The organism is Agrobacterium sp. 33MFTa1.1 (assembly GCF_004328495.1).
Lineage (GTDB): Bacteria > Pseudomonadota > Alphaproteobacteria > Rhizobiales > Rhizobiaceae > Agrobacterium > Agrobacterium pusense.
In genome coordinates this window covers 2,693,579-2,707,670 of sequence record NZ_CP036358.1, presented here as the reverse complement: position 1 = coordinate 2,707,670, position 14,092 = coordinate 2,693,579, and the positions used below count along the sequence as shown (strand labels likewise).

Annotated in this window: 17 protein-coding genes; 8 read left to right on the top strand and 9 right to left on the bottom strand. The window is 58.2% G+C overall.

Annotated features, from left to right (window positions below; all coding sequences use genetic code 11):
* Positions 1–112: 112 nt before the first annotated feature.
* The 3 genes from rplT to infC form a co-directional block, all read right to left on the bottom strand.
* Positions 113–517: a 50S ribosomal protein L20 gene (gene rplT, locus EYD00_RS13490; protein WP_003493358.1), complete on the bottom strand. Its 405-nt coding sequence runs from the start codon at positions 515–517 to the stop codon at positions 113–115.
* Between the two features lie 40 nt (positions 518–557).
* Positions 558–761: a 50S ribosomal protein L35 gene (gene rpmI / locus EYD00_RS13485; RefSeq protein ID WP_003493355.1), complete on the bottom strand. Its 204-nt coding sequence runs from the start codon at positions 759–761 to the stop codon at positions 558–560.
* A gap of 184 nt (positions 762–945) precedes the next feature.
* The gene (gene infC, locus EYD00_RS13480; RefSeq protein WP_004439353.1) at positions 946–1,482 is read right to left on the bottom strand and encodes a translation initiation factor IF-3; all 537 of its coding nucleotides are present in this window, start codon (positions 1,480–1,482) and stop codon (positions 946–948) included.
* Between the two features lie 187 nt (positions 1,483–1,669).
* Here infC and EYD00_RS13475 point away from each other — a divergent pair, with 187 nt between their 5' ends.
* Both EYD00_RS13475 and EYD00_RS13470 read left to right on the top strand, forming a co-directional pair.
* Positions 1,670–2,458, top strand: a complete 789-nt coding sequence (locus tag EYD00_RS13475; protein ID WP_004439351.1) for an alpha/beta hydrolase — start codon at positions 1,670–1,672, stop codon at positions 2,456–2,458.
* Positions 2,459–2,576: 118 nt separating this feature from the next.
* Positions 2,577–3,191 (top strand): transglutaminase-like cysteine peptidase, encoded by a 615-nt coding sequence (locus EYD00_RS13470; RefSeq protein WP_004439350.1) that lies wholly within the window; start codon positions 2,577–2,579, stop codon positions 3,189–3,191.
* Between the two features lie 58 nt (positions 3,192–3,249).
* Here EYD00_RS13470 and mbfA read toward each other — a convergent pair whose 3' ends face one another.
* Positions 3,250–4,233 carry an iron exporter MbfA gene (gene mbfA, locus EYD00_RS13465; protein WP_004439348.1) on the bottom strand — a complete coding sequence of 328 codons (984 nt, stop codon included), beginning with the start codon at positions 4,231–4,233 and terminating at the stop codon, positions 3,250–3,252.
* 140 nt (positions 4,234–4,373) lie between these two features.
* Between mbfA and EYD00_RS13460 the strand changes: the two genes are divergently transcribed.
* Complete coding sequence (locus EYD00_RS13460) at positions 4,374–4,847, top strand: group III truncated hemoglobin (RefSeq protein WP_004439346.1); 474 nt, start codon at positions 4,374–4,376, stop codon at positions 4,845–4,847.
* A gap of 185 nt (positions 4,848–5,032) precedes the next feature.
* Positions 5,033–6,136: a TRAP transporter substrate-binding protein gene (locus EYD00_RS13455; RefSeq protein ID WP_004439343.1), complete on the top strand. Its 1,104-nt coding sequence runs from the start codon at positions 5,033–5,035 to the stop codon at positions 6,134–6,136.
* Between the two features lie 7 nt (positions 6,137–6,143).
* Here EYD00_RS13455 and EYD00_RS13450 read toward each other — a convergent pair whose 3' ends face one another.
* Complete coding sequence (locus EYD00_RS13450; protein ID WP_034496339.1) at positions 6,144–7,238, bottom strand: helix-turn-helix domain-containing protein; 1,095 nt, start codon at positions 7,236–7,238, stop codon at positions 6,144–6,146.
* A 140-nt stretch (positions 7,239–7,378) separates the two neighbouring features.
* On the opposite strand from EYD00_RS13450, the gene EYD00_RS13445 reads away from it, so the two are divergent.
* Positions 7,379–8,452: an alpha/beta hydrolase family protein gene (locus EYD00_RS13445; protein ID WP_004439339.1), complete on the top strand. Its 1,074-nt coding sequence runs from the start codon at positions 7,379–7,381 to the stop codon at positions 8,450–8,452.
* 18 nt (positions 8,453–8,470) lie between these two features.
* Here EYD00_RS13445 and EYD00_RS13440 read toward each other — a convergent pair whose 3' ends face one another.
* The 3 genes from EYD00_RS13440 to EYD00_RS13430 all read right to left on the bottom strand — a co-directional run bounded on the left by EYD00_RS13440 (position 8,471) and on the right by EYD00_RS13430 (position 10,081).
* Entirely contained in the window at positions 8,471–8,989 is a 519-nt protein-coding gene (locus EYD00_RS13440; RefSeq protein WP_004439337.1) for a GNAT family N-acetyltransferase, read from the bottom strand.
* 19 nt (positions 8,990–9,008) lie between these two features.
* Positions 9,009–9,590 carry a helix-turn-helix domain-containing protein gene (locus EYD00_RS13435; RefSeq protein WP_004439336.1) on the bottom strand — a complete coding sequence of 194 codons (582 nt, stop codon included), beginning with the start codon at positions 9,588–9,590 and terminating at the stop codon, positions 9,009–9,011.
* Positions 9,591–9,679: 89 nt separating this feature from the next.
* The gene (locus EYD00_RS13430) at positions 9,680–10,081 is read right to left on the bottom strand and encodes a ketosteroid isomerase-related protein (protein ID WP_004439334.1); all 402 of its coding nucleotides are present in this window, start codon (positions 10,079–10,081) and stop codon (positions 9,680–9,682) included.
* 72 nt (positions 10,082–10,153) lie between these two features.
* Here EYD00_RS13430 and EYD00_RS13425 point away from each other — a divergent pair, with 72 nt between their 5' ends.
* The 3 genes from EYD00_RS13425 to lepA all read left to right on the top strand — a co-directional run bounded on the left by EYD00_RS13425 (position 10,154) and on the right by lepA (position 13,528).
* Positions 10,154–10,762: a GNAT family N-acetyltransferase gene (locus tag EYD00_RS13425; protein WP_034496131.1), complete on the top strand. Its 609-nt coding sequence runs from the start codon at positions 10,154–10,156 to the stop codon at positions 10,760–10,762.
* On the top strand, positions 10,759–11,628 hold the full coding sequence (locus tag EYD00_RS13420) for a carbon-nitrogen hydrolase family protein (protein ID WP_004439330.1): 870 nt from the start codon (positions 10,759–10,761) through the stop codon (positions 11,626–11,628). Before EYD00_RS13425 ends, EYD00_RS13420 begins: the two co-directional genes overlap by 4 nt.
* A 73-nt stretch (positions 11,629–11,701) precedes the next feature.
* The gene (gene lepA, locus EYD00_RS13415; protein WP_004439328.1) at positions 11,702–13,528 is read left to right on the top strand and encodes a translation elongation factor 4; all 1,827 of its coding nucleotides are present in this window, start codon (positions 11,702–11,704) and stop codon (positions 13,526–13,528) included.
* A gap of 71 nt (positions 13,529–13,599) precedes the next feature.
* Here the strand turns inward: lepA and EYD00_RS13410 are convergent, their stop codons facing one another.
* A complete protein-coding gene (locus tag EYD00_RS13410) occupies positions 13,600–14,007 on the bottom strand; it encodes a DUF2000 family protein (RefSeq protein ID WP_004439326.1) in 408 nt (135 codons plus the stop codon).
* Positions 14,008–14,092: the final 85 nt, after the last annotated feature.

Sequence of the window (14,092 nt, the reverse complement as noted above, 5' to 3'; positions counted from 1 at the left end):
TAAATTTCTAAATTAAAAAACGCCGATAGAAATGTATGGCAGCTGAAAAGAAAAAACCCGCGCCGGTTGCCCGACGCGGGTTCAAATGAACAACAGATTGTCCGCGCCGTAATTACTTTACAGCGGTTTCAAACTCGTTGGCCGTACCAGCATCCTTGAGGTACTCAAGCGCCTTCTTCGCTGCTTCGACGAGCGCGCCGAATGCTGCCGGCTCATGGATAGCCATGTCGGACAGAACCTTGCGGTCCACTTCGATGCCAGCCTTGTTCAGGCCGTCGATGAAGCGGCCATAGGTGAGGCCGAATTCGCGGACAGCAGCGTTGATACGCTGGATCCAAAGAGCGCGGAAGTTACGCTTGTTGACCTTGCGGTCGCGGTAAGCGTACTGCTTGGAACGATCCACGGCAGCCTTTGCTGCGCGGATGGTGTTCTTGCGGCGGCCGTAGAAACCCTTGGCTGCCTTGAGTGTCTTGGTGTGCTTGGCGCGGGAAGTTACGCCACGTTTTACGCGTGCCATGTCATGATCTCCTTAAAGTGTCCAAAAATGCGGAAAAGTCTCAGAGACCGTTCGGCAGGTAGTTCTTGACGACCTTCTTGCCGTCAGCTTCGGCGAGAACCATGGTTCCACGCGCGTCGCGAATGAACTTGTTGGTACGCTTGATCATGCCGTGGCGCTTACCGGCGGCGGCTGCAACAACCTTGCCGGTTGCAGTGATCTTGAACCGCTTCTTTGCAGCGGACTTCGTCTTCATCTTGGGCATTTTGCTACTCCGTTTTTGTATCGAAACAGGCAGACGAGGCCTATTTCAAGCTATTCAGGAACGGCCTCGGCATGCCCTGCCGGACCGTTCGGACGCGCGCTTATAACCGCAGTCGGTTAAAAGCGCAACGGGGAAAGCGAACTTCCCCGTGCGGCTCATTCCGCCAGTTCTGTGGCGGTATAAATTATTTCGGCGCGAGAACCATCATCATCTGACGGCCTTCAAGCTTCGGCTCGGCCTCCACCTTGGCAATCGCCTGAGTGTCCTCCTTCACCTGAAGAAGAAGCTTCATGCCCAGTTCCTGGTGGGCCATTTCACGGCCACGGAACTTCAGCGTCACCTTCACCTTGTCGCCATCTTCAAAGAAACGGCCCATCGCCTTCATCTTCACGTCATAATCATGCGTGTCGATGTTAGGGCGCATCTTGATTTCTTTGACTTCGACGATCTTCTGTTTCTTGCGCGCTTCAGCGGCCTTTTTCTGGGTCGCGTATTTCAGTTTGCCGAGATCGAGGATCTTGCACACCGGCGGTTCAGCGTTCGGCGAAATCTCAACGAGATCGAGACCGGCCTCCTCCGCCAGTTTCAATGCCTGATCCGTCGGCATGCTACCGAGGTTCTGGCCCTCTTCATCAATAAGCTGAACTCTGGGAACCCGAATTTCCCGGTTGGAGCGCGGCCCCTCCTTGACGGGGGCATCGGCTTTGAAAGGTCTGCGAATGGTCGTATTCTCCTGATCTGTTTCTGGATCACGTCGGCAAAAAACAGCTTGTTTGGTACAAGCGGCGGAAATGTCGTTATTGCCGTGGCGAAGTCAATAGCATATCTGCCCGAAAAGATCACCTGTTGTCACGGTTTTTGCAAATACGCCGCCGTTGTTGCACTAAAATCAGGAGAATTGCATATACATGAGCGAACAAGCCGCCGAATTCCTGCGCGTAGGTCCCGATAACGACAGCCGCGAGATTGCCATTCTCCATCGTCCGGCGATTTCCGGCAAAAGCGAACCCATGCTGGTGTGGCTCGGCGGCTATCGTTCAGACATGACCGGAACAAAGGCGGTCGAACTGGATCGCTTTGCAGCGGAAAACGGCCTTGCGTGCCTTCGGTTCGACTATTCCGGCCACGGCGCGTCCGGCGGAGATTTCAAAAAAGGCACGATCTCCCGATGGCTGGAAGAGGCACTCGCCGTAGTGCGTGCAAAGGCGCCGTCGAGCGTCATTCTCGTCGGCTCTTCGATGGGCGGATGGATCGCCTTGCGCATGGTTGAGGAACTACGCAAGACAGGTGGCACCCCAACCGTCGCAGGCCTGATCCTCATCGCGCCTGCGCCTGATTTCACGGCGGAACTGATAGAGCCCAGCCTGACGGAGGCAGAAAAGACATCGCTGCTGGAGAGGGGATATTTCGAGGAGCACTCGGAATACAGTCCTGAGCCCAACATCTTCACCCGCGCGCTCATGGAAGACGGCCGGCAGAACCGCGTGTTGCAGGGCATCATCACCACCGGTTGCCCCGTTCACATCCTGCAGGGCATGCGCGATCCCGACGTGCCCTATCAACACGCGCTGAAACTTCTGGAACACCTGCCAGCGGACGACGTGGTTCTGACGTTGATCCGCGACGGCGACCACCGGCTCTCCCGGCCACAGGACATTGAAAGGATGCTCACGGCGGTGAGAGCCCTTGCAACATAGGCATTTCCGCAACGCTCTTAACCATATTCAACGAGTCTTGCGCGCCATTGATTGCTAAAGATTGACTCCTGCCCCCCAACCCTCTTAACTTTTCATTAAGAATTAAGGGACGGGTTTCATGATGAACGCACCGCTGGCGCGTGCGCTGCTGTCTGCAGTTGCCGCCGGGCTAATGACTGCTGCCTCCGCCATGGCGGAAACCAAGGGAAGCCCTTCCATGGTGACGGGCGGGATCACCTCCCAGCCGATCGGCCATTACGAGTTCTGTCAGAAATATGCTGACGAGTGCAACATTCGCAGCAAGGCGACGCCGCCGCCACGCGTCACCGACTATGGCTGGGGCGTCATTCGCGAGGTCAACACCTCCGTCAACACGACCATCGTGGCGATGACCGACCAGGAAATCTATGGCAAGGACGAGGTCTGGGAATACCCGACAACCGCCGGCGATTGCGAAGATTTCGTACTGCTGAAGCGCAAGAAGCTGATCGAGCGCGGATTTTCCGTGGCCGACCTGCTGATAACAGTCGTTCGCAAGCCTGATGGTGAAGGTCATGCGGTGCTTACCCTTCGCACCACGGATGGCGACTATATTCTCGATAATCTCACCGACGACGTGAAGCTCTGGACCGACACAAACTACACCTATCTGAAGCGGCAGGCGTCCTTTAATACGGGCCGCTGGGTTTCCATCGAGGATGGTCGGGACGTTCTGGTCGGCGCGTTGCGCTGATCTGCATGAAATCGATTATATCGAAAAGCCCGCGGCACGCGCCGCGGGCTTTTGCCTATTAGCCATTGCCGATGATAATGCCGGCCGCCAGCACCAATGAGCCACCGAGGACCACCTGAAAGACGGCGCGCAGGAATGGCGTTTCCATGAAGCGGTTCTGAATGAAGGCGATAGCCCAGAGTTCCACGAAAACAACGATCGCGGCAATAGCCGTGGCTGTCCAGAAATGCGGGATGAGATAGGGCAGCGCGTGGCCGAGGCCGCCAATGGCCGTCATGATGCCCGATGCCAGGCCGCGCTTCAGTGGCGAGCCTCGACCGGAAAGCTTGCCGTCATCATGAGCGGCTTCCGTAAACCCCATGGAGATGCCCGCGCCGACGGAGGCGGAAAGACCGATGAGGAAGGTCTGCCAGGTATCCTGTGTGGCAAAGGCCGCTGCAAAGATTGGCGCCAGCGTCGACACGGAACCGTCCATAAGCCCGGCGAGACCCGGCTGCACATAGGTCAGGAGGAACTGACGCTTGGCGGTCTCCTCTTCTTCCGTTCTGCCGTTTTCATCGAGATGTTTTTCCTCGAGCATATGCGCGATATCCTCGTGGCCGCGCTCTGCCTCCGCCAGATCACCGAGCAACTTGCGCGTCGAGGCATCCGTGGTGCGCTTGACGGCTTCGTCGTAAAAACGGATTGCCTGCGCTTCCATCAATTCCGCCTGGGCGCGAATTTTTTCCAGTGAGAGATTCTTCACCAGCCAGTCCGGTGTGCGTTCGTAGAAACCACGCACATGTTCGCGGCGTATCAACGGTATGGTTTCTCCGAAGCGGCGGCGATGCATGTCGATCAACACGTTTCGATGCTGCTGCTCGACCTCGGCCATGTCGTCAAAAACCTTCGCCGATTGAGGATATTGCGCGCGCATGTGATCGGCATAGGAGCGGTAGATGCGAGAGTCATCTTCTTCCGACGAGATGGCGAGCGCCAGGATTTCCTGTTCGCTGAGGGAGGAAAAGGGACGTTTGGAAAGCGAGAAAAGACTGTGGAACATGGCTGAAACCTTTTTAGAATAATTCTAAATACATCCGCATCACCCCGCGATCAAGCCATCTTAGAATAATTCTAATCAGTCAAAGCGCCGCATTGCCGATGGCAGCGCAGCGGCGTAAATTCGTCGGGAAAGGATCGATGATGCAGAACCCAGCCGCGGCAAGAGCCGCCCACAGCGCAGAAATTCAAGACAGGGCAGAAAAAGCGATGGCGGCTATCGGTGTCGATGCCCGTTTCATCGATCTGCTGGTGGAAACATTTTACGGTCGCGTGCTGGAGCACCCCGCGCTCGGGCCCTTTTTCGATGCGCGGCTTGCAGGCCGCTGGCCGGAACATATGGCCAGGATGAAGCAGTTCTGGGCGGCCGTCGCGTTCAAGAATGGCGGCTATGGCGGCAAGCCGGTCCAAGCCCATCTTGGCGTAAAAGGCATGACCGCCGAGCTTTTCCCCCAATGGCTTGCGCTGTTTTCCGCCACACTCGATGACATTGCACCAGGCAGAGAGGCGCACGACTGGTTTATGGAAACCGCTGAACGCATCGCCAGAAGCCTGACGCTCTCGCTCTTTTACAATCCGGCGCTCGATGATCCCGCGTTGACACGATCGTCATCTTAACCGCAAGGCGCGGGGCCTGGGTACGGCACCTGATTGCAGAGTTGGAACTATGACGAAGCGCCGCGCAGGAGCGTGCAGGTTTCGAACATTCCCTCTTGATGGCCGCAAGGATAAATGTTTAGTAGCCGGCGGGAGGCGTACCGTGCGGTTCGCCTGTAATATGAAGCATAGCAGGGCTTATCGACATGGATCGCAGATCATTTATCCGCAAGGCTGGCGCCGTGGGCGCCGGTGTTACCGCAACGGCGCTGGCCGCTCCGGCCATCGCACAAGAAAATCCCAAGATTACCTGGCGCATGACGTCGTCCTTCACCAAGGGCCTCGACATTCTGTTCGGCGCGGGCCAGATCGTCGCCGATCACGTCAAGGAAGCTTCCGGCGGCAATTTCGTCATTCAGCATTTCGCGGGCGGCGAGATCGTGCCGGCCCTGCAGGCCGCGGACGCGGTGACAGCCGGAACCGTCGAAATGGCGCATACATGCGCCTATTATTATGTTGGCAAGGACCCGACCTTCGCGCTCGGGACCTCGGTTCCCTTCGGCCTCAATGCGCGCCAGACGAATGCGTGGTTCAACCAGGCCGGCGGCAACGAGCTGCTCAATGAGTTCCTTGCCCAGCACAATATCTACTCGATCCTGCTCGGCAACACCGGTGCCCAGATGGGCGGCTGGTTCCGCAAGGAAATCAACACCATCGACGACCTCAAGGGTCTGAAGATGCGTATCGCCGGCCTCACCGGCCAGGTGATGCAGAAGGTTGGCGTGACGCCGCAGCAGATCGCCGGCGGCGATGTCTACGCCGCGCTCGAAAAGGGCACGATCGACGCCACCGAGTTCGTCGGCCCCTATGATGACCAGAAGCTCGGCTTCTACAAGGTCGCGAAATATTACTATTACCCCGCATGGTGGGAAGGCGGCCCGGCCGTTCATGCCTTCGTCAACCTGCAGAAGTTCAACGAACTGCCGGAAAACTACAAACGCATCCTGAAAGACGCCTGCGCCGCGGGCAGCGCCAGCATGCTGGAACGCTACGATGCACGCAATCCGAAGGCGCTGAAGGAATTGGTAGCGCAGGGCGCGATCCTGCGCCCCTTCAGCCAGGAAATCCTCGATGTCTGCCACAAAGCGGCGCAGGAAACCTATGCGGAGATTTCGGCCAAGAACGAGAGCTTCAAGAAAATCTATGAGAGCCAGCAGGCCTTCAAGAAGGATGCCTATCTCTGGGCACAGATCGCCGAATACACCTATGACACCTACATGATGATCCAGCAGCGTAACGGCACGCTCTGATCGACAATCATTTCCCGACGATCTTCAGACGGTCATCCGGCATCTGCCGGGTGGCTGTTTTGTTGGGGGAGACCAGTTTCCACACCTGCCGTTCCCGCCAGTCGACCGGGCTCATGCCGGTGACGCGGCGAAATTCCCGGTTGAAGTTGGACTTGGTTTGAAAGCCGGAAGAAAACATGATCGATGTCACCGATTGCTCCGTCTCCTCCAGCAACCGGCAGGCTTCGCGGATGCGCAGCTGGTTGACATATTGCGAGACGTTGACGCCAAGCGAACGATTGATCGCACCCGAAATCTGCCGGCTCGGCAGGCCGAGGCGTCTTGCTAGGCGCGACAGGTTGAGATTTTCGTCGCGGTAGAGCGCCTGCGACGTCATCAGGCGATCGAGGCCCGCAACAATCTCGCGGTCCTGTTGTGATGGTTCCGAAGGAGGCGGCACCTCTGCCGGCGGCTCCGCGGCCGCTTGCGACGCCTTGCTTTTCCCGGCCATGGCCGCCATCAGCCCGATCAGCAACAGGCCGAAAAGATTGGCGTTGCTGACGAGCGCCGCGACGTTCTCGCCATGTGCCCATTCGAAATCGAGAAACACCAGAAGATCGAACATAGCGGAAACGCACAGCGCCGCAGCAGCGATGATGAGCGCCTTGTGTGCCGAAGCGACGCTCGCAAATTGCGCCTCGTCCAGCCCATCAGGCCCTTTTCTTCCGAGCAGCAGCAGGGCGGTCGCATGGCCAACGAAGAGGGCAATCAGGCCAAGATCGATAGCGACCGGGAATGTGAATTCCAGAAGAATGATCAGCAGAGGGGACAGGGCGAGGCTTGCCAGCATGGCCCTTCTGCTTTCCGGCCCCACCTTCATCAGGCCGCGAAAGGCAATGTACACAAGTGGTGGCAGGCAGGCGGCCAAAACCGGCAGCACGTATCGCACCAGGCTCACACCATATCCCCAGCGCAGGCCGACGAGCACAGACTGCACGGCGCAAAGGGCGATAAGCGCCAAAAATACGCGGCTTGTCCGCACATCGTCTCCGCTTCGAAAGAAGACGATGAACATGACCACCAACAACAGCGCCACGACGAAAGGCAGGGGAATGAAAAGCACGATAACCATCCCGGAGCGAAACCTTGTCGCACTTCATGGACCAGATCGCGTTTCGGTACGACCTTTAACGCGATCAAGGACGCAAAAAATACGTGGCGGCGCAGATTGAGCCCCGTTCTTCCCAGAAACACGAGGTTTTCATGCGCCCTGTCACCACCATAGCGACCATGTTATTTTCCGCTTTCGTCACTCAACCGGTTTTTGCGGCGGACGCCGTCGGCATCAGCGAAACTACCGTTCATTCGCCAGCTCGCGGCAAAGACCTTGCTCTCACCGTCTGGTATCCATCTGACGGAAAGGGCACACAGGCGCCTTCCGGCGAGGACCGAATTTTTCAGGGCACGCCCGTGTTCAAGGATGGTGCGGTGAAAACGGGCCGTTTGCCGCTCGTGCTTCTGTCCCACGGCTCGGGTTCAAGAGTGTCCGGCATGGCATGGATCGCCGCGAAGCTTGCGAGCGAGGGTTTCATCGTCGCCGGCACCAACCATCCCGGCACCACCAGCGGCGATTCCACGCCCGCCGATACGCCGAAAATCTGGGAGCGAACAGACGATCTCTCAACGATCATTACGGTCATGACGGCAGAAGGCAAGTGGTCGAATGCGATCGACACGAAGAGGATCGGCGTTCTCGGCTTCTCGCTGGGCGGCAGCGCGGCGATGGAGATTGTGGGTGCGCGCGCCGATCTCGATGCCTATGCCCGCTATTGCGAGGACTATTCTTCGATGATGGATTGCCAGTGGTTCGCCGGCGGCCGGGGTTACCTCAATGGCGAGCCGGTCAGCGTTCCGAAGCTGGATATCAAAACCCTCGACGAGGCCCGTTTTGAGCAGCAGAACCGCGATCCCCGCATTCGCTCCGCCGTGCTGATCGATCCCGGCCTGGCGCTGGCTTTCAAACCGGAGAGCCTGAAAGCGATCGATATTCCGCTGACCTTCATCAATCTCGGCAGCAAAGGTAAAATTCCGCCGGCCGTGCTTGCGGATAAACTCGCAGACGACGTGCCCGGCGCGACCTACCTGCGGGTGGACGACGCCAACCATTTCAGCTTCCTGCCCCTCTGCAAACCGGATGCCGATGCATTTCTCAAATCCATCGGCGAGCATGATCCGATCTGCGAACCGGCCGGACCACGAGACCGCGCGGATATTCACGCACAATTGGAGACGATGATCCTTACAGCTTTCAACCGCACGCTGAAGCCGGGCCAGTGAGGCTGCAGTCTCAAAGGCCTAGCCGATCCGCTTATAGAACAGGGTCGTGCTGCAAAAGCGTCCATCCGGAAACAGGGCGTAATCCGGAATGACGCCGACCCGTTCCCAGCCGAGACGGGGATAAATCGCCTCGGCATCGCTGCCAGTTGCCGTATCCAGAACCAGAAGGGTACGGCCACGTTTTGCCGCTTCCTCCTCCACCCTTTGCATGAGCTTGCGAGCGACGCCAAGGCCTCGGGCGGATGGGTGCACGAGAAGTTTCATCAGATCGCCGCGATGCGGCTGATTGCGCTTTGAGGCAAGGCCGACCTGCACGGTGCCGACCACCTTGCCATCCACTTCCGCTACCACATGAATAGTCGCACCCTGACCTGCCGCTTCAGCCACGGATCGCCAGAAGGGTTCGGCATCCTGCGGGGAAAAGGGCAACATGAAGCCGACGGAGGCGCCGCCGTTCACGCAGGCGGCGAGGACTTCGCAGAGTTCTGGCAGGGCATCGATGGTCTCTTGCCCGTTCAACATGCGGATGATGGTCATAAAAACTCCTGTGGGGAAATCAGCGCTGTCTTTGATCCAGCACAACGGCATAACGGGCAGGTTTTTCGGAAGGATTGTGGAAGACGTGCCCTTCTCCGACCGGCATGAAAAGGCAATCGCCTGGCTCCAGCCGGTGAACGTTTCCGCCGCTCGTCATTTCCAGCACGCCTTCGAAAAGCCAGACATATTGCGTCATGCCCCGGCTTGCCGCATGCGGCGGAAAACCGACGCGCGCGCCGGCTGGAAATTCGACTTCGACAATATCGACATCCGATCCCACACGCGGCGGGGAAATGGCGCGGCGGACATAGCCTGTCTCGGGATCTTTCCAGAGCTGCTGGTCGCGCTTTCTCACCAGCGGAGAAACGGTCTCTTCATTTTCGGCGAAGAAACCGGAGAGCGACAGGCCAAATGCCGCGCAGATGCGGGCGAGCAGCGACGCGGTGGGGCTCGCCTCTCCCCTTTCAATACGGGAAATCATGGCGCGGCTGACGCCCGATTCGGATGCAAGCCTGTCCAGCGTCAGGCCGCTTTCAGCCCGCAACGTTTTGATGCGCTCGCCGATCGAGCGTTCGAGAATGTGATCTTCGTTTTCCATCATATGAGAATTTCACTCTCACATGATGGAGTCAATATCCTTCATCGTGGAAATTGTCATTTTGCCGCCGGGTGCTTCACAGCAAATAGGCGTCAGGCGCCGACCTGGGCAATCCAGTCATTCAGATTATAGTAGTTCGTTACTCGACTAACCTTTCCATCTTTCAGATCAAAAAAGGCGCCGGCCGGCAGCACATATGTCTGACCGTTCGCCTCGGGCAACCCTTCGTCAGTCTTGAGATATTCGCCATTGACAATGAATTCGGCGGACGCGCGCTTTCCATCCTCGCTCGCCATGATCACCATATCGGTAAGGTTTTCCTTATAGCAGCGGTTCATATGATCCATGAAGGACGCAAAGGCGGCCTTGCCGGTCTGGCGCTCGCCCTGATTAATGTCATGCACCACCTCATCGTGAAGCAGCGCCAGGAAGGCATCCATATCCTGACGGTTGAAGGCATCGTAATAGGCGCGGATGGTCTCGGCAGCGGTCATCGTCTTCTCCGTTCATGCTTGCGCGGGTGTTCCATGACGGTATAACCAGTGCAACCGAGAGTGAAAATGCCCATGACCGTCGAAATCAAGTCTCTTTCCGGCATTGACGCCACACCTTATTTCGATGACCTCGCGCGCCTGCGGATCGAGGTGTTTCGCGCCTTTCCGTATCTCTATGACGGCTCGCTGGAGTATGAGCGCAAATATCTTGCGACCTATGCCGATACGGACGGGGCGATCTTCGTGCTGGCGCTCGATGACGGCAGAGTGGTCGGCATGTCCACCGGCATGCCGATGGCCGCCGAAACCGACGAGGTGAAAACGCCATTCGTGGAAGCGGGCTACGATCCGGACCGGGTATTCTACTTCGGTGAAAGCGTGCTGCTTCCCGGCTATCGCGGCCACGGCGTCGGCGTGCGCTTCTTCGAGGAGCGGGAGGCACATGCAAACCGGCTCGGCTTCAACCAGTGCACCTTCTGCGCTGTCGAGCGGCCTGCCGACCATCCCCGCCGGCCGACGGATTACGTGCCGCTCAATGCCTTCTGGGAAAAGCGCGGTTATCGCCACCACCCCGAGCTGCATACAAGCTTCACCTGGCAGGACCTCGACGAAAGCACCGAGAGCCCCAAACCCCTGTCATTTTGGATGAAGACCATCCTTGCCCGAGATGGAGACACATGACACGCCTCGCCGCCAGCCAATATGCCATCGAGCTGATCGAGACATGGGAGGCCTATACCGCCCATCTGTCCGCCGTTGTCCGCGAGGCCAAGAGCGAGGGCGCAGAACTGCTGCTGCTGCCGGAATATTCGGCTATGGCGCTGACCGGTCAGTTGCCACCCGACATCCGTTCTGATCTGCACCGTTCCATCGAAGAGATACAGCCGATGATCCCCTCCTGGGTAGAGCTATGCGAGGAGCTGGCGCGGCAACATCAAATTCTGTTCCAGCCCGGCAGCGCGCCTGTGAAGGACCCGGACGGCAAATTCCGCAATCGCGCGTGGCTTTTCGGTCCGGATGGCCTGATCGGTTATCAGGACAAGCAGATCATGACCCGCTTCGAACGGGAGCAATGGAACATCCATGCCGGCGTCGAGGGCCTTAAAGCGTTTGATACGCAGATCGGCAGGCTGGGCATTCTCATCTGTTACGACAACGAGTTCCCGATGCTTGGCCGCAGGCTGGCGGAACTCGGCGTCGAACTGGTCCTCGCGCCCAGTTGCACCGATACCCTCGCGGGTGCCTATCGGGTCCGCATCGGCGCGCAGGCGCGGGCGCTGGAAAACCAGTATTCCGTCCTGTCATCGCCCACCGCCGGGGAAGCGCCATGGTCCCCGGCCGTCGATGAAAATCGTGGTCGCGCTGCTCTTTACGTGCCGTCGGACTACGGCATGCCAGCATCCGGCATCGTCGCGGAAAGCGAAAGTGATGCGGTGACGCAAAGCAGCCTTTTGATCGCCGATATCGATCTTGCCGCAGTGGCAAGGCTGCGCACCGAAGGACAGGTGGCCACCCGCCGTGACTGGCCGGAGCAATTTGCGATCTGAAAAGCCGATTTTAAAAGGCTTTTAACCAAATTCCCGCTTTGCGGCATGACAAGCCCCTGCTATAGCGCGGAACATGAGCACAAATTCGACCCGCACGCCCCTGGACCATATCCGCAACTTTTCGATCGTTGCCCACATCGATCACGGCAAATCGACGCTGGCCGACCGGTTGATCCAGTCGACAGGCGGCCTCGCCGAACGCGACATGTCGGAACAGGTCCTCGATTCGATGGATATCGAGCGCGAGCGCGGCATCACGATCAAGGCTCAGACCGTGCGCCTGCATTACAAGGCGAATAACGGCGAGACCTATGTGCTTAATCTTATCGACACGCCCGGCCACGTCGACTTTGCCTATGAAGTCTCCCGCTCGCTTTCGGCCTGCGAGGGCTCGCTGCTGGTGGTCGATGCATCGCAGGGTGTGGAAGCCCAGACGCTCGCCAACGTCTATCAGGCCATCGACAATAATCACGAGCTGGTCACCGTTCTCAACAAGATCGACCTGCCGGCAGCCGAACCTGACCGCATCAAGGAACAGATCGAGGAAGTCATTGGCATCGACGCTTCCGACGCCGTGATGATTTCCGCCAAGACAGGTCTTGGCATTCCCGATGTTCTGGAAGCCATCGTCCACCGCCTGCCGCCGCCGAAGAGCGATGTCGGCGAAAACGGGCCGCTGAAAGCGCTGCTTGTTGACAGCTGGTACGACACCTATCTCGGCGTCATGGTTCTCGTGCGCGTCATTGACGGCGTGCTGAGCAAGGGCCAGCAGATCCGCATGATGGGTTCGGGCGCGAAATACGGCATCGAGCGCGTCGGTGTCCTGACCCCGAAGATGGTCAATGTCGATAGCCTCGGCCCCGGCGAGATCGGCTTCATCACCGCCTCGATCAAGGAGGTGGCCGATACACGCGTTGGCGATACCATCACCGACGACAAACGTCCGACGGCGCAGGCGCTGCCCGGCTTCAAGCCCGCGCAGCCCGTGGTGTTCTGCGGCCTCTTCCCGGTCGATGCGGCCGACTTCGAAGATTTGCGCGCGGCGGTGGGCAAGCTTCGCCTTAACGACGCCTCCTTCTCCTTCGAAATGGAATCGTCTGCCGCTCTCGGCTTCGGTTTCCGCTGCGGGTTCCTGGGCCTGCTTCATCTCGAAATCATTCAGGAACGCCTCGAGCGCGAATTCAATCTCGATCTCGTCGCGACAGCGCCTTCGGTCGTTTATGAAATGACGCTGACGGATGGCACGGAAAAGGAACTTCACAACCCGGCGGACATGCCCGACGTGGTGAAGATCAAGGAAATCCGCGAGCCCTGGATCAAGGCGACGATCATGACGCCGGATGAATATCTCGGCGGCATCCTGAAACTCTGTCAGGACCGGCGTGGACTGCAAACCGAGCTGACTTATGTCGGCAACCGCGCGATGATCACCTATGAATTGCCGCTCAACGAAGTGGTGTTCGATTTCTACGACCGTCTGAAATCGATCTCCAAGGGTTATGCCTCGTTCGACTACAACATCATCGACTATCGCGAAGGCGATCTCGTCAAGATGTCGATCCTCGTCAATGGCGATCCCGTCGATGCGCTTTCCATGCTGGTCCACCGCTCGGCGGCCGACCGGCGCGGGCGCGGCATGTGCGAAAAGCTGAAGGAACTCATTCCGCCGCACATGTTCCAGATCCCGATCCAGGCCGCCATCGGCGGCAAGGTCATCGCCCGCGAAACCGTGCGCGCGTTGCGCAAGGATGTAACGGCGAAGTGCTACGGCGGCGACGCCACACGCAAGCGCAAACTTCTGGACAAGCAGAAGGAAGGCAAAAAGCGCATGCGCCAGTTCGGCAAGGTGGAAATTCCGCAGGAAGCCTTTATCGCCGCGCTGAAGATGAACGACGAATAAGCGGCGAAGTACCGCGATTGCTTTTGAAAGGGAGGCTTGCGGCCTCCCTTTTCCTTTCAAAAACACCGTTCTCAGGCGTGCAGCTTCGCGCCTTTTGTAATCTTGTCGACAATTTTCTTATCGGCTCTAAGCGCCATTCCGACAACCTTTGCGGTTTCCGGAGAAAATTCCGAGAAGACCTGACGGTTCGCCGCGTCGTGTCCGGTGGAGAACATTTCCTCGATATAAAGCGATGTCGTGACATCACGTTCAAGAGAACGCTGATGGATTTTGCGCAATGCCTCCTGATCCGCGGCCATCACGACAATCGGCTGGACAGACAGAGGATTGTAGACGTTCCCCGCCCCGTCGCGGTATGGTTCCCCGATGATCTCTCCGGTCTGAGCTACGATCCCGGACATGAGAAATGCGGTGACGTTCAATTTTTGCCAAACGGCAAGGTCGTCACGAAGGACGACGGCGATCTTGGTATCAAACATGCGAACTCAATCTGGCTGTGGTTACGAAGGAGAAGCAATCCTACAGCCTCTGCATGCCACCGATCTTGAACGTTCGTGCAAATTC